The organism is Dyella sp. BiH032, assembly GCF_031954525.1.
Lineage (GTDB): Bacteria > Pseudomonadota > Gammaproteobacteria > Xanthomonadales > Rhodanobacteraceae > Dyella_D.
Genome location: NZ_CP134867.1, coordinates 4,686,624 through 4,705,998, shown reverse-complemented (window position 1 = coordinate 4,705,998; position 19,375 = coordinate 4,686,624). Strand labels below are relative to the sequence as shown.

At 67.6% G+C, this 19,375-nt stretch carries 17 protein-coding genes; 15 read left to right on the top strand and 2 right to left on the bottom strand.

Annotation, left to right across the window (positions count from 1 at the left end; genetic code table 11):
• Window positions 1-32 precede the first annotated feature (32 nt).
• The 14 genes from RKE25_RS20775 to RKE25_RS20710 all read left to right on the top strand — a co-directional run bounded on the left by RKE25_RS20775 (window position 33) and on the right by RKE25_RS20710 (window position 15,286).
• A complete protein-coding gene (locus RKE25_RS20775; RefSeq protein ID WP_311839986.1) occupies window positions 33-1,079 on the top strand; it encodes a rod shape-determining protein in 1,047 nt (348 codons plus the stop codon).
• Between the two features lie 19 nt (window positions 1,080-1,098).
• Window positions 1,099-2,112, top strand: a complete 1,014-nt coding sequence (mreC, locus tag RKE25_RS20770; RefSeq protein WP_311839985.1) for a rod shape-determining protein MreC — start codon at window positions 1,099-1,101, stop codon at window positions 2,110-2,112.
• Window positions 2,109-2,597: a rod shape-determining protein MreD gene (mreD, locus tag RKE25_RS20765; protein ID WP_311839984.1), complete on the top strand. Its 489-nt coding sequence runs from the start codon at window positions 2,109-2,111 to the stop codon at window positions 2,595-2,597. Before mreC ends, mreD begins: the two co-directional genes overlap by 4 nt.
• Before the next feature lie 4 nt (window positions 2,598-2,601).
• Window positions 2,602-4,614, top strand: coding sequence for a penicillin-binding protein 2 (gene mrdA / locus RKE25_RS20760; RefSeq protein ID WP_311839983.1), 2,013 nt, complete (start codon window positions 2,602-2,604; stop codon window positions 4,612-4,614).
• Entirely contained in the window at window positions 4,611-5,729 is a 1,119-nt protein-coding gene (rodA, locus tag RKE25_RS20755) for a rod shape-determining protein RodA (protein ID WP_311839982.1), read from the top strand. The genes mrdA and rodA overlap by 4 nt, the downstream gene beginning before the upstream one ends.
• A gap of 132 nt (window positions 5,730-5,861) precedes the next feature.
• Window positions 5,862-6,872, top strand: coding sequence for a lytic murein transglycosylase B (gene mltB, locus RKE25_RS20750; protein ID WP_311839981.1), 1,011 nt, complete (start codon window positions 5,862-5,864; stop codon window positions 6,870-6,872).
• Window positions 6,869-7,810, top strand: coding sequence for a septal ring lytic transglycosylase RlpA family protein (locus tag RKE25_RS20745; RefSeq protein ID WP_311839980.1), 942 nt, complete (start codon window positions 6,869-6,871; stop codon window positions 7,808-7,810). Before mltB ends, RKE25_RS20745 begins: the two co-directional genes overlap by 4 nt.
• Window positions 7,811-7,868: 58 nt before the next feature.
• On the top strand, window positions 7,869-9,104 hold the full coding sequence (locus RKE25_RS20740; RefSeq protein WP_311839979.1) for a D-alanyl-D-alanine carboxypeptidase family protein: 1,236 nt from the start codon (window positions 7,869-7,871) through the stop codon (window positions 9,102-9,104).
• 13 nt (window positions 9,105-9,117) lie between these two features.
• Window positions 9,118-9,408 (top strand): DUF493 family protein, encoded by a 291-nt coding sequence (locus RKE25_RS20735; protein ID WP_311839978.1) that lies wholly within the window; start codon window positions 9,118-9,120, stop codon window positions 9,406-9,408.
• Window positions 9,409-9,554: 146 nt separating this feature from the next.
• Window positions 9,555-10,223, top strand: a complete 669-nt coding sequence (gene lipB / locus RKE25_RS20730; RefSeq protein WP_311839977.1) for a lipoyl(octanoyl) transferase LipB — start codon at window positions 9,555-9,557, stop codon at window positions 10,221-10,223.
• 10 nt (window positions 10,224-10,233) lie between these two features.
• Window positions 10,234-11,238, top strand: a complete 1,005-nt coding sequence (gene lipA, locus RKE25_RS20725; protein ID WP_311839976.1) for a lipoyl synthase — start codon at window positions 10,234-10,236, stop codon at window positions 11,236-11,238.
• A gap of 10 nt (window positions 11,239-11,248) precedes the next feature.
• Window positions 11,249-13,486 (top strand): carboxy terminal-processing peptidase, encoded by a 2,238-nt coding sequence (locus tag RKE25_RS20720; RefSeq protein WP_311839975.1) that lies wholly within the window; start codon window positions 11,249-11,251, stop codon window positions 13,484-13,486.
• Between the two features lie 115 nt (window positions 13,487-13,601).
• Window positions 13,602-14,564 (top strand): glutathione S-transferase family protein, encoded by a 963-nt coding sequence (locus RKE25_RS20715; RefSeq protein ID WP_311839974.1) that lies wholly within the window; start codon window positions 13,602-13,604, stop codon window positions 14,562-14,564.
• 101 nt (window positions 14,565-14,665) lie between these two features.
• Window positions 14,666-15,286 carry a DUF4126 domain-containing protein gene (locus RKE25_RS20710; protein ID WP_311839973.1) on the top strand — a complete coding sequence of 207 codons (621 nt, stop codon included), beginning with the start codon at window positions 14,666-14,668 and terminating at the stop codon, window positions 15,284-15,286.
• Window positions 15,287-15,483: 197 nt separating this feature from the next.
• Here RKE25_RS20710 and RKE25_RS20705 read toward each other — a convergent pair whose 3' ends face one another.
• On the bottom strand, window positions 15,484-17,235 hold the full coding sequence (locus tag RKE25_RS20705; RefSeq protein ID WP_311839972.1) for a M1 family metallopeptidase: 1,752 nt from the start codon (window positions 17,233-17,235) through the stop codon (window positions 15,484-15,486).
• A gap of 222 nt (window positions 17,236-17,457) precedes the next feature.
• Here RKE25_RS20705 and RKE25_RS20700 point away from each other — a divergent pair, with 222 nt between their 5' ends.
• Window positions 17,458-17,823, top strand: coding sequence for a DUF559 domain-containing protein (locus tag RKE25_RS20700; RefSeq protein WP_311839971.1), 366 nt, complete (start codon window positions 17,458-17,460; stop codon window positions 17,821-17,823).
• Between the two features lie 143 nt (window positions 17,824-17,966).
• On the opposite strand, the gene RKE25_RS20695 is transcribed toward RKE25_RS20700, so the two are convergent.
• On the bottom strand, window positions 17,967-19,346 hold the full coding sequence (locus RKE25_RS20695) for a leucyl aminopeptidase family protein (protein WP_311839970.1): 1,380 nt from the start codon (window positions 19,344-19,346) through the stop codon (window positions 17,967-17,969).
• Between the last annotated feature and the right edge of the window lie 29 nt (window positions 19,347-19,375).

The following is a 19,375-nucleotide window of genomic DNA, read 5'->3' as shown; positions in this document are numbered from 1 at the left end:
ACTTTTTAGCCAGATCGACGCACGGCGGACCCATGTTCAAGAAGTTTCGCGGGATCTTCTCCAACGACATCTCCATCGATCTCGGCACCGCCAATACCCTGATCTATGTGCGTGGGCAAGGCATTGTCCTCAATGAACCGTCTGTCGTCGCCATCCGCCAGGATCGCGGTCCGGGTGGCCCGCGCGCGGTAGCCGCCGTCGGCAGCGACGCCAAGAAGATGCTCGGCCGCACGCCCGGCAACATCGCCACCGTGCGCCCGATGAAGGACGGCGTGATCGCCAACTTCTCCATGACTGAGGCGATGCTGCAGCACTTCATCAAGCAGGTACACCGCTCGCGCCTGCTGCGCCCCAGCCCCCGCGTGCTGGTCTGCGTGCCCTGCGGGTCTACCCAGGTGGAGCGCCGCGCCATCAAGGAGTCGGCCGAAGGCGCCGGTGCCCGCGACGTCTTCCTGATCGAGGAGCCCATGGCCGCCGCGATCGGCGCTGGCATCCCGGTGCACGAAGCCCGCGGCTCCATGGTGCTGGATATCGGCGGCGGCACCTCCGAGGTCGCCGTGATCTCGCTCAATGGCATCGTCTATTCCCAGTCGGTCCGCGTCGGCGGCGACCGTTTCGACGAGGCGATCATCAACTACGTCCGCCGCAACCACGGCACCCTGATCGGCGAGTCCACCGCCGAGCGGATCAAGATGGAGATCGGCTGCGCCTTCCCGCAGACCGACGTGCGCGAGATCGAAATCTCCGGCCGCAACCTGGCCGAGGGCGTGCCGCGCATGTTCACCATCAACTCCAACGAGGTGCTGGAAGCCCTGCACGAGCCGCTCTCCGGCATCGTGGCCGCCGTGAAGTCGGCGCTGGAGCAGACTCCGCCGGAACTGTGCTCCGACGTGGCCGAGCGCGGCATCGTACTCACCGGTGGCGGCGCCCTGCTGCGCGATCTGGACCGCCTGATCTCCGAAGAGACTGGCCTGCACGTGCAGGTGGCCGAAGAGCCGCTGACCTGCGTCGCCCGCGGCGGCGGCAAGGCGCTGGAGCTGATCGACCAGCACGGCAGCGATTTCTTCGCCGCCGAATAAGCGCTGACGGGGGCAGGGGATGGCACTCGCTCGCGAGGACTCCTCGCCCCTGTTTGCCGGCACTGTCGCCGGCACCCTCCGCCTCATCCTGTATCTCGCGTTCGCCATGGTGCTGATGGTCCTGGACCACCGGAACGGCTGGATGTGGCGCATCCGCTATGCCGCCTCCATCGTCGTCGAGCCCGTCTATCGCCTGGCCGGCCTGCCGGCGGCGGGCATGCGGAACGTCAGCGTCGCGTTCGCCGACCGCAAGCTGCTCACGGAACAGAACCAGCGCCTGCGCGAGGACTTGCTCCTGGCCAACGCCAAGCTCAACCGCATGGCTTCCGTCGCGGAGCAGAACGAGCGCCTCCGGGAACTGCTCGCCACCCAGCACAGCCTGGAGCTCAACGTGCAGCTCGCCCGCGTCATCGACGTGGACCTGGGCAGCTACCGCCACCGCATGCTGCTGAACGTCGGGGCACGGGACGGCGTGAAGAAGGGGCAGGTGGTGATCGATGCCCATGGCGTCATGGGCCAGGTGGTGGAAGTGATGCCGCGCACCTCGCTGGTCATGCTGGTGACGGATCCGGACCACGCCATACCCGTAGTGATCGAGCGCACGGGCCTGCGCACGGTGGCTTACGGTTCCCGCGAAGGCGACCAGCTGAGCCTGCCGAACATTTCCATGGCGGCAGACGTACGCCAGGGCGACAAGCTCCTCACCTCCGGCCTTGGCGGCCGTTTCCCGCCAGGCTTCCCGGTGGGCGAAATCCGCGGCGTCGAACCCGCGGCATCGGGCATGTTCCTGGAAGGGCGTGCGCGTCCCACGGCGGACCTGGACCGCAGCGAGGACGTGCTCCTGCTGCACGACCAGGCCGAGCCGGTCGGCCCACCCGAGCCCGCATCACCCGCCGGTCCTCCGGCCGACATGGCACCCGCGCCTTCCTCAACGTCCGCGTCCCCGCCATCCGCCGGCGGATCGCCCTCCACCGGCGTGCCGAACGCGCCTGCTCCGGCGTCCTCGGCATCCGCTACGGGGGCGCTGCCATGAGCAAGCAACGCGTCGCGACGCTCTGGTTCGCCGGCTCCCTGGTCTTCGCGCTGCTGTCCATGCTCGTGCCGCTGCCGGGCGTGCTGCAGCCGTTCAAGCCCTATTGGCCCGCGCTGTTCCTGCTTTACTGGGCGCTCGAGGCGGGCGACCAGCGGGTCAGCCTTGGGCTGGCCTTCTGCATCGGCCTGTGCGCCGACCTGCTCGATGGCCTGCTGCTCGGCGAACAGGCCATGCGCCTGTGCGCGTTGGTCTTCATCGCGCTCCGCTTCCGTTCGCGCCTGCGCTTCTTCCCCATGTGGCAGCAGACCCTGGCGGTCCTGGCCCTGTTGCTCAACGATCGCGTCGTACTGTTGATCGTTCGCACTTTCGCGGGGGAATCGCTGCCGCCCGCCACCTGGTGGTTCTCGCCGTTCGTCGGCGCCGCACTATGGCCGTTCCTGTTCTTGCTGATGGACGACCTGCGCCTGCGCTTCCGCCTGCAGTAGCGCCATGCCGCCCCGCCGCCGCTCGATCAAGGACTCCCGAGGCGAAAGCACCCTGTTCCGGGTGCGCGCGCTGGTGGGGTTCGCCCTGATCCTGCTGGGCCTTGCCGCGCTGGTCGTGCGCTACAGCTACCTGCAGGTGCAGCGGCACGACGAGTTCGCGCTGCGCTCGGAGAACAATCGCGTCAAGCCGCGCGCCATCCCGCCGGCGCGCGGCCTCATCTACGACCGCAACGGCGTGCTGCTGGCCGACAACGTGCCTGCCTTCCGGCTCGAAGTGGTGCCCGAGCAGGTGCCTGACATGAAGGCGATGCTGGCCGGCATCCGCGACGTCATCCCGCTCGGGGACGATGACGTCGAAGCCTTCAGGAAGCAGCTCAAGCAGAACCGTCGCTTCGACAGCGTGCCGCTGAAACTGCACCTCACCGAGGACGAGATCGCCCGCTTCGCCATCAATCGCTGGCGATTTCCCGGCCTGGACGTGGTCCCCTACCTGACCCGCCGCTATCCCTACGGACCGCTGTTCGCCCACGTCATCGGCTATGTCGGTCGCATCGATGCGGACGACCTCAACCGCCTCGACGCCGATCGCTACAAGGGCACCAGCCACGTCGGCCGCAGCGGCCTGGAGCGCTCCTACGAGGACATGCTGCACGGCGAGCCCGGCTACGAGCTGGTCGAAGTAAATGCCGACGGCCGCGTCCAGCGGGTGCTGGAAACGCACCCGCCCAAGCCTGGCAAGAACCTGTATCTGAGTATCGATGCGAAGGTGCAGCGGGCGGCCACCGAGGCCTTCGGCGGCCGCCCCGGTTCGGCGGTCGCTCTCGATCCGCGCAACGGCCAGGTCATGGCCATGGTCAGCGTGCCGAGCTTCGATCCGAACCTCTTCGTCAACGGCATCAGCAAGGCCGACTACACCGCCTATACCTCGGCGGAGGACAAGCCGCTGCTCAATCGCGCCTTGAAGAGCGCCTACCCGCCGGGTTCGACAGTGAAGCCGTTCCTCGCACTGGGCGGACTGGAATACGGCGTCCGGCGCCCGGAAGACACGGTGCTGTCCACCGGCGAGTTCTGCATTCCCGGACAGCAGCGCTGCTATCGCGACGACAAGCGCGGCGGCGACGGCACGGTGAACATGGTGCGCGCCATCCAGCTGTCCACCAACACCTACTTCTACAAGCTGGCCCTGGACCTGGGCATCGACCGTCTCAGCGGCTGGATGGGCAGCCTCGGCTTCGGCAAGAAGACCGGCATCGACCTGCTCGGCGAAGCCGAAGGCATCCTGCCTTCGCGCGAATGGAAGGCGACCCGCAGCAAGTACGGCTGGTTTCCCGGCGAAACCATCCTCGCCGGCATCGGCCAGGGCTATTGGAACGTGACGACGCTGCAGCTCGCCCATGCCACGGCCACCTTTGCCGGTCACGGCACGCCCTACGCGCCGCGCCTGGTCATGGCCACCTCCGCGGTGAAGGAGCGCCCCGTGTCGCTGCCCAACCCGCCCAGCGGCCCAAGCCTGATCCACAAGGACAACTACTGGAACGTGGTGAACCAAGGCATGGAGGCGGTGATCACCGGCGGCACCGCCAGGGGCCAGTTCACCGGCTTCCCGTACGTCGTGGCCGGCAAGAGCGGCACCGCCGAGCGTTTTTCCCGCCGCACCAACGACTACGACAGCAACAAGAACACCGCGTACCTGGCCACTCGCCACCGCGCCTGGTTCATCGGCTATACGCCGACCGACGCGCCGCGCATCGCGGTGGCGGCGATGCTGGAGCAGGGTGCCTGGGGCGCCCAGGACGCGGGCCCGATCGTGCGCAAGATCATGGAAGCATGGCTGGCATCCCAGGGCGGCGCGGTGCCTGCGCGGAACGCGCCGGAGCAAACGGCGGCACCCGCGATTGCCGCCAGCACGTCCGACGTACCCGAAGACACACCCATCGCCACCCCTGCCGACGTTCCCGCGCAGTTGCCGGGCGACCACGACGGCGGCGGGCAGCAGGACGATGGAGGCCATCCATGATCGACGAACTCCAGGTCAGTCTGCAGCGCTTCCTGCGCCGCGTGCTTACGCGCCCGCGCATCGACCTGCCACTGGCCTTCGGCCTGTTCCTGCTGGCTGCGACCGGCCTGGTCACGCTCTACAGCGCCAGTGGCGGCAGCATGGCGATGATCTCCGGGCAGGCCGCCCGTTTCGTGATGGGCGGCATCCTGCTGCTGCTGATCTCGCGCATTCCGCCGTCGGTGCTGCGCGGCTGGACGCCCTGGCTCTACGCCGGCAGCGTGCTGCTGTTACTGCTGGTGGCGGGCGTCGGCGAGATCCGCAGCGGCTCCAAGCGCTGGCTCAACCTGGGCGTGATGTCCTTCCAGCCGTCCGAGCTGCTGAAGCTGACCGTACCGATGATGGTCGCCTGGTACCTGCACCCGCGCCAGTTGCCGCCCTCGTGGAAGGACATCATCGTCGTCGGCGTGCTGATCGGCATCCCCGCTGGCCTGATCGCCGAGCAGCCGGACCTTGGCACGGCGCTGCTGGTGTCCGGCGCCGGCGCGTTCGCGCTGTTCCTATCCGGCATGGCCTGGTGGAAGATCGGCAGCCTGCTGGCCGCGGTGGGCGGCATGGTGCCGGTGGCCTGGCATTTCCTGCATGAGTACCAGCGCAATCGCGTGCGCACGCTGCTGGATCCGGAATCCGATCCGCTGGGCAACGGCTGGCACATCATCCAGTCGCAGATCGCGGTGGGTTCCGGCGGCGTGTTCGGCAAGGGTTGGCAGCACGGCACGCAGTCGCGCCTGGACTTCCTGCCCGAGCACACCACCGACTTCATCTTCGCCGTCTTCTCCGAAGAATTCGGGCTGGTCGGCGTGACGGCCGTGATGGCGCTGTACGCCTTCATCATCGGTCGCTGCCTGTGGATCGCCATGGAGGCGCGCGACACCTATTCGCGCCTGCTCGCCGGCGCTATCGGCATGAGCTTCTTCGTCTACGTGTTCGTCAACGGCGGCATGGTCGCCGGCATGTTGCCGGTGGTGGGCGTGCCGATGCCGCTGGTGAGCTACGGCGGCACCTCCGCCGTCTCGCTGCTCACCGGCTTCGGCGTGCTCATGTCCATCCATGCCAACCGAAAGATGCACGACTGAACAAACGCCGGCGCGCCCGCATTCCGCCCGGGTTTGCGCCGCCATGCGTGCTAGGCTCTGCGCGCATGCCGTTTTCCAGTCGGAAGCGCCCGAACGTTTCCGTCGGTGAATCCCTGCCAGCGAAGTAGCCTGATGACCGTGATTGCCATGTCCCGTCCCCTGCAATGGATTGCCGCTCTGGGCCTCGCCGCCGCCGCGGCGCTGACCCCCGCCGGGGCCGAGACCCACCCGGGACAGGCACAGCTGGTGGCAGAAGTCGCGAAGGACACGGGCAAGAGTCCCGCCGCGCTCAACGCCTTGCTGGACGGCGCGAAGAAGCAGCAGAGCATCCTCGATGCGATCAGCCGTCCCGCCGAAGCCAAGCCGTGGAAGGACTACCGGCCGATCTTCCTCACCGACAAGCGCATCGACGACGGCGTAGCGTTCTATCGGGAGCACCGCGACCTCGTCGAACGCATCGGCCGCCAGTACGGCGTGGCGCCCGAATACATCGTCGCCATCGTCGGCGTGGAGACCTCCTACGGCCGCAACACCGGCAAGTACAAGGTGCTCGACGCGCTGGTGACGCTGGGCCTGTATTACCCACCGCGCGCGGCGTTCTTCCGCGAGCAGCTCAAGGTGCTGCTGAGCCTGCCGGACCACATGCTCGGCGGCCCGCTGGACACGCTCACCGGCTCCTACGCGGGCGCGCAGGGCTGGGGCCAGTTCATGCCGTCGAGCATCCGCGACTTCGGCGTGGACGAAGACGGCGACGGCCGCATCGATCTGCACGATTCACTGCCGGACATCCTCGGCAGCGTCGCCAACTATTTCGCCAAGCACGGCTGGGTCACCGGCGCCCCGGTCGTGGCACGTGCCCAGCCCGATGCCGCGGCCCGGCCGATCGAAGTGAAGGATTCCAAGCCGCAGTGGCCGCTGGAACAGCTGACGGCCTGGGGCTACGCCCCGTTGCAGCCGCTCGACCCGGGCCTGCCCAGCAGCCTGCAGACCCTGGAGGGGCCGGCCGGGCCGGAATACTGGTTCACCTTCCAGAACTTCTACGTCATCACCCGCTACAACCGCAGCCCGCTCTACGCACTGGCAGTGCACCAGCTGGCGCAGGCCATTGCCGCGGGCGTCCGGGAGAGCGAGGCCACGCGATGAAATCCGCGCTGGCGCTGCCGCTCCTGGCCGTCGCCATCCTCGCTCTGGCCGGGTGCAGCGGCAGCAAGCCGCGGCCGTCCAAGCCGGGCAGCTATCCCTCGGGGCGCAGCGGCGGCACGGTATCCCGTGCTTCCGACGGCGGCCGCCGGGGCGGCATCTACGACGATGTGTCGCGGCCGCAGAGCAGCCGCTACCGCGATGGCGCGGACAGCGTGCCGGATGGTCCGCCGCCGGACATCAGCAAGCTGGTCGAGCCGGTGCCGAAGGTCGAGCCGCGCGCGCTCTACGGCAACAAATCGCCGTATTCGGTGCTGGGTCAGACCTACACCGTGCTGCCCAACGCCAACGGCTACGTCGAGCGCGGCATCGCTTCGTTCTACGGCAACAAGTTCCACGGGTACAAGACCTCGAGCCTCGAGGAATACGACATGTACCAGTTCACGGCCGCGCACAAGACGCTACCGCTGCCGAGCTACGCGCGGGTCACCAACCTGGAGAACGGCAAGAGCGTGGTCGTGCGCATCAACGATCGCGGGCCGTTCCACGACAACCGCCTGATCGATCTCTCTTACGCCGCCGCGGTGAAGATCGGCGTGTACCCCAAAGGCACGGGCCTGGTGGAAGTGCGCGCCATCACGCCGGGCGAACCGCTGCAGGATCTGCCACCGCCTCCACCGCCGCCGGTGGCCGCCAGCGCGTCCAAGCCCGGCATCTACCTGCAGGTGGGCGCGTTCGGCGAAAACGCCAATGCCGAACGCGTCGCGCAACAGCTGCGCTCGGCGAACTTCGCCCCCGTGCAGGTGGTCGATGCCGAGGTCAACGGCCGCAGCGTGCGGCGCGTGCGCGTGGGGCCCTTGGCCGACGTCGACAGCGCCGACGAAGTGGCCGCCAAGATCCAGAACATGGGTCTGCCGCGTCCGCAGGTCGCGGTAGACTGACACTTTGCCCTTTCGGCGCTCCGGCGCCAGCCCTATCAAGACCGGAACACTCAGAACGATGAACCTCCTCCGCCGTACCCTTCCTTCGCTCGCCGTCGCCGCCCTGGTGATCGGCACCGCCGTCGCCCAGCAGACCCCGCCCAAGCCCTCGCCGGTGCCGCGCCCGGTGGTCGCCGAGGCGCCGGTACCGCCGCCGCCGGATGTGGACGGCAAGAGCTGGGTGCTGATGGATTACGCCACCGGCCAGGTGCTTGCCGCCAAGGACCCGGACGTGCGCCTGGAGCCTGCCTCGATCACCAAGGTGATGACTGACTACGTTGTCTCCGCCGAGATCGCCAACGGCAAGATCCACATGAACGACCAGGTGACCATCAGCGAGAACGCCTGGCGCAGCGGCGGCGCCGGCACCGACGGTTCCACCAGCTTCCTCAAGCTCAACAGCCAGGTGCCGCTGAAGGACCTGCTGTCCGGCATGATCATCCAGTCCGGCAACGACGCCGCCATCGCCCTGGCCGAGCACACCGCCGGTTCCGAAGGCGCGTTCGCCAACCTGATGAATGCCTACGCCAAGCAGCTGGGCATGGTGAATTCCAACTTCCAGAACGCCTCCGGCTATCCCATCGCCAACCACTACACCACCGCCCGCGACATCGCGATCCTGTCGCGCGCGCTGATCCACGACTTCCCGGAGGACTACGCCATCTCCGCCGTGAAGGACTTCGAGTGGAACGGCATCAAGCAGCACAACCGCAACCTGCTGTTGTGGCGCGACCCCAGCGTGGACGGCATCAAGACCGGCCACACCGCTGCCGCCGGCTTCTGCCTGGCGGCCTCGGCCAAGCAGGGCGAAGCCCGCATGATCGCCATCGTCATGGGCGCCAGCAGCGAGAAGGCGCGCGCCGACGCCGCCATGTCGCTGATGAACTACGGCTTCCGCTTCTACGAGACGCACAAGCTCTACGACGCCAACAAGCCGCTGGCCACGCCGCGCCTGTGGAAGGGCAAGCAGAACCAGATCCCGCTGGGCGTGACCGAGAACGTGCTGGTCACCGTCAAGCGCGGCGACTACGAGAAGCTCAAGGCTACCGTGGACGTGCCCGCCACCCTCGTCGCGCCGTTCACCAAGGGCCAGCAGGTCGGCACGCTGCGCGTCACCCTCGACGGGCAGCCGGTCCAGAACCTGCCGCTGGTGGCGCTGGAAGACGCGCCGCAGGCCGGCTTCTTCGGCCGCCTGTGGGACAGCATCATGCTGTGGTTCCACAGCGACAAGAAGCCTGACGAAGAGAAGAAGTGAGCGAGGTGCCGCCATGCAGGACCTAGATTCGATCAAGGCGCAGAAGGACGGGCAGGGTTTCCAGTTCCCGGGCGAGTTCGAGATCACCGCCATGGGCAACGCCAGCGCCGACCTGCCCAAGCGGGTACCGGCGATCCTGGAGAGCATCGGCCTGCACGTGCTGCACGAGACGGTGAAGCACCGTCATTCGCGCGAAGGCAACTTCCTCTCGGTGACTGTCAGCTTCCGCTGCGACAACCGTGAGCAGTACGACCTCGCGCACAGCACGCTGCGCGCGGACCCGGACATCCGCTTCACCCTCTGAAGACGCGCGCGGGCCGGGGCATTCCCCGGCCCGCCGTCGTTTGGGCCGGGCAGTATCCGGCCCGCGGAGACGCCGGCCGTTGGCCTTGCAAGCCGCGGCCGCCGGCCGCACGTTCTCCCGACCCCTCCCGTTTTCCCGGTTTCCCCATGTCCCTGCCGCTGAAAATCCGCCGTCTCGGCCGCCAGCCCTACGAGGCGACCTGGAAAGCCATGAGCGCGTTCACCGACCAACGCGGTCCGGACACGCCCGACGAGCTGTGGCTGCTCGAGCACGACCCGGTGTTCACCCTCGGCCAGGCCGGCAAGATGGAGCACGTGCTGGCGCCCGGCGACATCCCCGTGGTGCCGGTCGACCGCGGCGGGCAGGTCACCTACCACGGCCCCGGCCAGATCGTGGGTTATCCGCTGATCGACCTGCGGCGGGCCGGCGTGGGCGTCCGTGAGATGGTCCACAAGATCGAACAGGCCATCATCGACACGCTGGACCACTGGAACATCGGCGCCGAGCGCCTGGAAGGCGCCCCCGGCGTCTACGTGGCCGGCGCCAAGGTGGCCGCCCTGGGCCTGCGCGTGCGCCGGGGCTGCAGCTTCCACGGGCTGGCCTTCAATGTCGACATGGACCTGGAACCCTTCCACCGCATCAACCCCTGCGGCTACAAGGGTTTGCAGGTCACCCAGGTGCTAGACTTGGGCGGTCCGTCGCGGCTGGCGGACGTGGAAGACGCGCTGGTGCAGGAGTTCTGCCGCCAGTTCGGTTTCACGGCCGAGTCCGCCGCTCCCGTTCTTCCCGAACTCCCCGCTCGCGTAGCGGTCTGAGCTTGCCTACATGAGCGAAACCTCCCCCTCCAAGGTCATCCCGATCAGCGTCGTCAGCGGCACGCCCGCCGTCGAGAAGCAGCTCGGCAACGACAAGATCGCGCGCAACCGCGCCGGCTTCGACACCGCGACGCCCGTGCTGCGCAAGCCCAGCTGGATTCGCGTACGTCTGCCGCAGGGCAATGCCGTGCAGCAGCTCAAGGCGCGCCTGCGCGAGAACGCGCTGGTCACCGTGTGCGAAGAAGCCTCGTGCCCGAACATCCATGAGTGCTTCAGCAAGGGCACGGCCACCTTCATGATCCTCGGCGAGGTCTGCACCCGCCGCTGTTCGTTCTGCGATGTGGCCCACGGCCGCCCGGCGCCGCCCGATCCGCTCGAGCCCGCCCGCTTGGCCGAGACCATCCGCGACATGCGCCTGAAGTACGTGGTGATCACCTCGGTCGATCGCGACGACCTGCGCGACGGCGGCGCCGAGCATTTCGCCGCGTGCATCCGCGCGACGCGCCACGCCAGCCCGAACATCAAGATCGAGATTCTCACGCCCGACTTCCGCGGCAAGGGCCGCATGGAGCGCGCGCTGGAAGTGCTCAAGGATTTCCCGCCGGACGTGTTCAACCACAACCTCGAAACCGTGCCGCACCTCTACCGCGAAGTGCGTCCGGGCGCCGACTACCAGTGGTCGCTGGACCTGCTCAAGCGCTTCAAGGCGCAGCATCCGGACGTGCCGACCAAGTCCGGCATCATGCTGGGCCTGGGCGAGACCATGGAGCAGGTGCTGGAGACCATGCGCGATTTACGTGCGCATGACGTGGACATGATCACCATTGGCCAGTACCTGCAGCCCACGCCGCATCACCATCCGGTCGTGCGCTACTGGACCCCCGACGAATTCGAGGCGCTGCGCGAAGCCGGCGAGGCGATGGGTTTCGGCCACGTCGCCTCCGGTCCGCTGGTGCGCTCGTCCTACCACGCCGACCTCCAGGCCCACGCCGCCGGTGTCACCGAGCATGCCTAAAGAGAGACTCATGAACCTGCGTAACGTATCGCTCGCGCTACTGCTCGCTTTCACCGTCGGCGGCGCGCACGCGCAATCGGCGGCCGACCTCGGTGCGGGCGGCGGGCGCAAGGCCTCCTCGCTGCCGCTCAAGGCTACGCTCACCCAGGCACAGGCGGCGCAGCTCTCCGCGCGCTTCCTCACTCGCTTCCACTACGACGCGCAACCGCTCGACGACGCGATGTCGGCCAAGATCTTCAAGGCCTACTTCGATTCGCTGGACAGCGAGAAGGTGTTCTTCACCCAGGCCGACATGGCCAAGTTCGCGCCGCTGAAGTCGCAGTTCGACGATGCCATCTGGAACCAGGACCTCACCGGTCCGTTCTCGGTGTTCAACCTTTACATCCAGCGCGCGGTCGACCGCATGACCTTCGCGCGCGAGCTGCTGAAGAAGGGCATCGACCTCAACACCAACGAGAGCTACACCTACGACCGCAAGAAGTCCGACTGGCCCAAGGACCAGGCCGAGCTCGACACCCTGTGGCGCCAGCGCACCACCAACGACTGGCTGCGCCTGAAGCTGGCCGGCAAGAGCGACGACGACATCCGCAAGACGCTCGACAAGCGCTATGCCGGCTACATCGAGCGCGTGCGCCAGCTCGACGGCGAAGACGCGTTCCAGACCTTCATGAACGCCTACGCCGAGTCCACCGACCCGCACACCGACTACCTCGGCCCGCGCGCGGCGGAGAACTTCGACATCTCCATGAAGCTGTCGCTGGAAGGCATCGGCGCCGTGCTCCAGGCGCGCGACGAATACACCGCCATCCGCGAAGTCGTGCCCGCCGGCCCGGCCGCCAAGTCCGGCAAGGTGCACGTGGGCGACCGCATCGTCGCGATCGGGCAGGGCACCGATGGCCCCATGATCGACGTCATCGGCTGGCGCCTGGACGACGTGGTCAACCGCATCCGCGGCAAGAAGGACACTACCGTGCGGCTGGAGATCCTTCCTGCCGACGCCGGCCTGGACGGCAAGCATGAGGTCGTCACCCTCGTGCGCCAGAAGGTGAGCATCGAAGAGCAGGCCGCCAAGAAGAAGATCATCGACATCAAGGACGGCAACGTCAGCCGCAAGATCGGCGTGATCGAGCTGCCCACCTTCTACTCCGACTTCGGCGCGCGCCGCGAAGGCGACAAGAACTTCAAGAGCGCCACCCGCGACGTCGCCAAGCTGCTCGGCGAGCTCAAGCAGGCCGGCGTCGAAGGCGTGATCATGGACCTGCGCAACAATGGCGGCGGTTCGCTCACGGAAGCCAACGAGCTCACCGGCCTGTTCATCGACAAGGGCCCGGTGGTGCAGGTGCGCGACGCGCGCGGCCAGGTGGACGTGCAGGGCGACGACGATCCGGGCATGGCCTGGTCCGGCCCCATGGCCGTGCTGGTCAACCGCGGCTCCGCTTCGGCGTCCGAGATCTTCGCCGCCGCCATCCAGGACTACGGCCGCGGCTTGATCATCGGCCAGCCCACCTTCGGCAAGGGCACGGTGCAGAACCTGGTCGACCTCGACCGCTTCACCAGCCGCGCCAAGGAGAAGCCGCAGCTGGGCGAACTGAAGATGACCATCGCCGAGTTCTTCCGCATCAATGGCGGTTCCACTCAGCTCAAGGGCGTGACCCCGGACATCAACTTCCCGAAGAACGGCGACGAGAAGGACTTCGGCGAATCCACCTACGACAACGCGCTGCAGTGGACCCAGATCGCGCCCGCGCCGGACTACAAGCCCGTGGCGGACCTCAAGGCCTACCTCGGCCAGCTGCAGGCCAAGCACGACGCGCGCGTGGTCAAGTCGCCGTCCTGGAAGCTGATGCTCGACGAGCTGGCGCAGTACCGGAAGATGCGCGACAAGACCTCCATCTCGCTCAACCTCGCCCAGCGCCAGACCGAGCGTAAGGACCAGGACGCCATCCAGGCGGACTTCCGCAACCGCCACAAGGCCATCGACGGCGTCGCTTTCGACGACGACCGCGATTCGCTGGACGACGGCCTCAACCCGAACGAGCGCAGCCTGAAGTCCGAGCTCAAGCAGGAGAAGGAAGCCAAGAAGGCGGCCGACCCGCAGCTCGACGAAACCGCGCACATCCTGTTCGACGCGGTGGGCCTCATCAAGGGCGACGCCAAGCTGGCCGCCGAAGTCCTGCCGTACGGCGGCAAGTTCTCCGCCGGCACGGCCGCGGCCTCGGAGCCGGCCACCGCGCCCGGTTCCCGCTGAGGTCACCGGGTTTCACGAAAAGCGGCGCGTAAGCGCCGCTTTTTTATGCCCGCGCGTTGCTTGCGGTGGAGAGGCGTCGCCCCCATCCGAGCTTGACGTCCAAGGAGTGAACGTCATGCTCGAGCTGTACAAGCTGCATTGGTCCCATTACGTGGAAAAGGTGCGCTGGGCGCTGGATTACAAGCGGCTGCCCTGGCGAGGCATCGACATCGTGGCGTTCACCAAGAAGGAAATGCGCCGCTTCGAAGGCGCGCGGACGGTGCCGCTACTGCACGACCCGGCCACGGGAGCGGCCATTGGCGATTCCTCGCCGATCATCCGCTATCTCGAGGAGACCTATCCCGAGCGCCCGCTTTTTCCCGCCGATCCCGCCGGGCGCGAAGCGGTCTGGCAATGGATGCTCCGGCTCGACTCGACCCTCGGCCTGTATGCCAGGCGCCTGGGCTACACGCAATTGATCATGGAGTGCCCGCAGACGCTGGCGCAGTTATTCATGCCCCAGGTCTGGGGCGGCCTGTTCGCGCGGCGCGGCTGGCGCCGGTTGGCCGCGCCGGTGCTGGGCATGATGCTGACGCTGCGCTTCCGCTTTCACCGCAACCGCCACGATCGCATCTACGAGCGGCTGGAGACGCTGCTGCTGCCGCTCGCCGAGCGGATGGCGACGGAGCGCTGGCTGGTGGGCGGCCAGTTCACTGCCGCGGACCTGACGCTCGCCTCGCTGCTGCGTCCGCTGCGCATCGTGCCGCATTTCAGCCACCACCCGCGGCTGTTGTCGCTGTTCGCCTGGCAGGAACGGCTGTTCCGCGAGCATGGCCGCGACGCCACCTTTCCCTACGAGGACGCGATTCGCGCCCAGCGTTTACGCCGCGGCTGGATGCGCGGACAGGTACGCTGGCTGCGCGAGCGACGCGGCGAAGCCGACCTGCCGCCCGCCGCGTCGCTGGAGGTGGCCAGTAACGATATCCACCCGATCAGCCCCTGGACGCTGCTCACCGGACTGCCGGCCTATCTGAGGCTGCGCTGGTTCCAGGGCATCGACTGGATGCCTTACGTCCCCGAACCCCACCTGTCGGCCTGAGGCTCGCGACGGCCGCTGAACCGGCACCGCCCGCGCCATGGACTTGGCGCGCGGCGCGGCGTACATAGGCAGGCGTTGCCCGCCGCCATAGAGAGCCCGTCATGGACATGCTGTCGAACGTCGCGCTCGCGGGCGGCCTGGCCTGGGCCAGCGGCATCCGCCTCTATGCCACGGTTTTTCTCGCGGGTCTGCTTGGCCGCCTTGGCTACGTGCACCTGCCGTCCGCGCTGGAGATCCTCGCCGATCCCTGGATGCTCGGCGTCTCCGGCGTGCTGATGGTCGGGGAATTCCTGGCCGACAAGGTGCCCGCCTTCGACAGCGTGTGGGACGCCATCCACACCTTCATCCGCATCCCCGCCGGCACGCTGCTCGCCTGGGGCGTATTCAAGGAAGCCTCGCCCGCCATGCAGGCCGCCGCGGCCCTGCTCGGTGGCGCGCTGGTCTCCAGCACGCATTTGGCGAAATCCGGCAGCCGCGCGCTGATCAACACCTCGCCCGAACCCTTCAGCAACTGGGGCGCGAGCGTCGGCGAAGACCTTACCTGGGCCGGCATGTTCTACCTGATGTGGCAGCACCCGCTGGCGCTGCTGGTGGCGCTGGGCCTGTTCGTGTTGCTGATGCTCTGGCTGCTGCCGAAGATCCTGCGCGGGCTGCGCGCGGTGGTGCGCACGTTGCGGCGGCTGTTGGGTGGAACGGAGGACGCCGCGCCACTGGAGCGGTGACTTCTTTCGTCAACCGACGGAGCTGACCCCTTCTTCCGTCGCCGGCCCAAAGGTCGCTGTCGGGAAAAGCGGAGAACCCGGGCGGAGGCGAAGACGATGTCTCGTCCCCGCCCGAACTCTCCTCAAAGCGAATGAAGCGGACCTGGCACGGTCATCTTTGGGCTCGCCTTCGGCTCGCCCCTACCGGCCCGGCAAGATCAGCCCTTCTTCTCCGCCTTCATCTTCTTTTCCGCCTGTTCCTTCTTCCACTGCTGGAATTCCGCCATATGCGGCAGATCGCGCAGCACCTTGCTGCGCGGGTCGACAATCACCAGCGCCCCGGCCGGCGCCGCCAGCGTGCCGCTGCCGTTGGTCATCGGCAGCGTGTGCATGGCGTCGCCCACCTGCACCTCCACCGGCATCGGGAACGGCTTGTCGTGCGGCACCTTCCAATGCAGCGAGAGCGCGTCGCCCTCGTGCTTCACTTCCAGCGACGGCAGCGCCGCCTCGTACAGGTACACGTCGAAGAACCAGCGCAGGTCCTTGCCCGTGACCTGCTTGACGATGTCGATGTAGTCGCGCGTGGTCGCGTAATGCGGCGCGAAGTTGCCCGGCTTCGGGTCCGGGCGCCCATACACCAGCCGGCGCACGGTCTCGAAGAAGGCCTTGTCGCCGATCATCTGCCGCAGCGTATGCAGCATCAGCGAGCCCTTGTAGTAGATGTCGTTGGCCGGCCCATGCCCGGCGTCGTACACCTCGTGCTCGAACTGGCTGCGGCCGGCCACGATCGGGAACGCGTTCTTCACCTGCGTGCGCTCGGTCTGCAGCATCGCGAAGTAGGGCATGTCGCCGTAGAGGTACTGCCCGTACAGCGGTTGCATGTACGTGCCGAAGCCCTCGTGGATCCACATGTCGTCCCAGTCGGCATTGGTCACCTGGTTGCCGAACCACTCATGCGAGAACTCGTGCTGCAGCAGCCAGTCGAAACCGAACTCGCTGCGCGGATAACCGTTGCCGTACGCATTGATGGTCTGGTGTTCCATGCCCAGGTGCGGCGTCTCCACCACGCCCATCTTCTCGTCGCCGAACGGATACGGGCCGATCTGCTCCTCGAAGAAATCCAGCATGCGCGGGAACTCGCCGAACAGCTGCTTCGCCTGCGCCTCATGCCCGCGCAGGTACCACATCTGCATCGGGATGGTGTTGCCGTAGCGGCTCTTGTAGTCGCCCTTCAGCACGTCGAACGGGCCGATGTTGAGCGAGATGGCATAAGTGGTCGGATGCTTCGCACGCCAGTGATACGTGTGGTTCGCGCCCTCGTCCGTGATCTCCACCAGCGTGCCGTTGCCCGGCGCGGCCAGCGACTTGGGCACGGTGATGTACGTATCCACTAGGTCCGGCTTGCCCATCGGGTGATCGATGCACGGCCAGAACAGGTCGCAGCCTTCGCCTTCCACCGCCGTGGCGACCCACGGCTGGCCGTCGTCCGTCTTGGCCCACACGAAGCCACCGTCCCATGGCGCGCGCTTGGCGACGTGCGGCTTGCCGCCGTAGTGGATGTCCACGGTGGTCCGTTCGCCTTTCGCCAGGGGCTTTGTCAGGGAAATCCGCAGGCGGCCGTCAGGATTGCTCCAGGCGCCAGCCGGAAGCGCCTTGCCGTCCAGCGTGATGCTGCTGATCTTGAGGTTCGGGTCCAGGTCCAGCAGCAATGCATCCGCACGTTCGCGCGCGCTGAACGTCAGCCGCGCGGTGGCGTCCAGCGTCTGCTTGGTCGTGTCCACGGCGAAATGCAGCTCGGCGTGATCGAAGTTCAGCCGCTTCTGCTCGGCCGGCAGCATGCCGCCGGAGCGCTGGGTCTGCTCGCTCAGCGGTGGCTGGTCCTTGGCGGACGTGTCGGCGGCAAAGGCCGCATGGTTGCCCAGCAGCGCAGCGAGGCCCAAGGTAAGCAGGCGGGAGCGAAGGGTCGGCATGGAGGGGATCCCTAGGAACGAAGCCCATAGGATGGCAGCGAAGTGTCCTAGGCAACATCGCCGAAGGTCATGCCAACCGGCACTGGCGGCGGCCAGCGGGAACCGGCCGGCGGCCGGCTTCGATCGACAGCGGAACCCGACGCGACGCGGCGCATGCGGCCGATGGCGAGGGATGGGGTGCGGACGGCTAACTGTTCCCACCCCATCGCAAGGAGCGAACGCATGCACTACCTACGCCGCCAGCTCGACCGCCGCCGCGATCAATGCGTCCAGGCCGAGCGCCATCTGTGGCTGGCCCTGCAGAGCGAGGAAATGGTCCGCTACCGGTTTCGCCGCCATCACCTGATCGCCGGCTACCTGGTCGACATGGTCTGCATCCCCGGCCGACTGATCGTGGAGATCGAAGACGGTCGCGTGCAGGCCGCCCCGTCCTACCACTCCGCCCGCACCGTCATGCTGGAAAGCAAAGGCTTCCGCCTGCGCCGTTTTCGAAGCGAGGACGTGCTGCTGCGCAAGCAGCGCGTGCTGGCGGACATCTGGCGCGAACTCGGGCGATTCAGCCATGCCCCTCGCATGGTCTCCATGTGAACCCCCTCGACGCATCCATCGGTCCGGATCGCCCTTGTTGGAGTTCGCCTGCGGCTCACTCCAACCTACGCCGCTCTGTCCGGCGCCCAAACGAAAACGGCCCGCCGAATGGCGGGCCGCTCCGAACGCATGAGCCAATCGCTTCAGCCGCGTGCGTACCTTTGCTGCAGCAACGCGAACATCGCGCGCAGGCCCATCGCCTCGCCGCCGCGCGGGCGGCCGGGGCGGTCGCCGTCGTTCCACGCGTACGTATCCAGGTGCAGCCAGGGCGTGTTGTCCGACACGAAGCGTTCCAGATACAGCGCCGCGGTGATCGCGCCCGCATGGCGCGACGCGCCGCTGTTGGCGAAGTCGGCGATATACGACTCCAGCATCTTCCGGTACGGCCGCCACAACGGCAGGCGCCATAGCGGATCGTTCGTCGCGCGGCCGGCGGCCAGCGCCTGTTCCGCCAGCTCGTCGCGGTTGGCGAACAGCGCCGGCAGGTCCGGCCCCAGCGCCACGCGCGCCGCGCCGGTGAGCGTGGCGAAGTCGATGATCAGCTCGGGCTGCTGCTCGCCCGCGTACGCCAGCGCGTCGCACAGCACCAGGCGGCCCTCGGCGTCGGTGTTGTCGATTTCCACGCTATGGCCGCCGCGCGTGACGATCACCTCGCCTGGGCGCAGTGCGTTGCCGCTCACCGCGTTTTCCACGGCGGGAATCAACAGCGTCAGGCGCACCGGCAGCTTCGCCTCCATGATCAGGCGCGCCAGCGCGATCGCGTGCGCGGCGCCGCCCATGTCCTTCTTCATCCAGCGCATGCCGTCCGCCGGCTTCAGATCCAGGCCGCCGGTGTCGAAGCACACGCCCTTGCCGATCACGGCCACCTTCGGGTCGCCTTGCTTGCCCCAGGTCAGCTCGACCAGGCGCGGCGCGCGATGGCTGGCGCGGCCCACAGCGTGGATGGTGGGAAAGTTGTCCTTCAACAGCTCGTCGCCGACCCACTCGCGCACCTTGGCCTTGTACGCCTTGCCCAGCTGGCTCACCGCCTCGGCGAGCTGCTTCGGGCCCATGTCCTCGGTCGGCGTATTCACCAGGTCGCGCACCTGCGCGGTGGCTTCCACCAGCGGTGCCAGCGCTTTCAGCTCCGCGGCCGGCACGGCAAGCTTCGCCGGCGCCCGCTTCGCCTTGCGGTAGCGGGTGAACTCATACGCGCCCAGCGCCCAGCCCAGCGCAGCCTGCGCCTTGTCGGCGAGCACGCCTTCGTCGGCGAGGTGATAGTTGCCTTCCGGCAGCGCGCGGGGCAGGTGGGCGATCGCGTTCAGCGCATCCGCCGCATCCACGCCGGCCACCACGCGTTCCAGCTTGCCGCTGGCGTCCGCCACCAGCGCGAACGTGCCCGGCGCGCCTTCGAACCCGCTCTGCTCCAGCCACCGCCGTTGCGCGGCGCTCAGGCGCTTTTTCGTGGCGGCCAGACGAGTGGCGTCGGTGGTTTCGATGGCGATGCTCTGGCGGTCGCCGGCTTTGCGTTCGATCAGGGACATGAGACTCCATTCGGCGCGCCGTGCGCGCC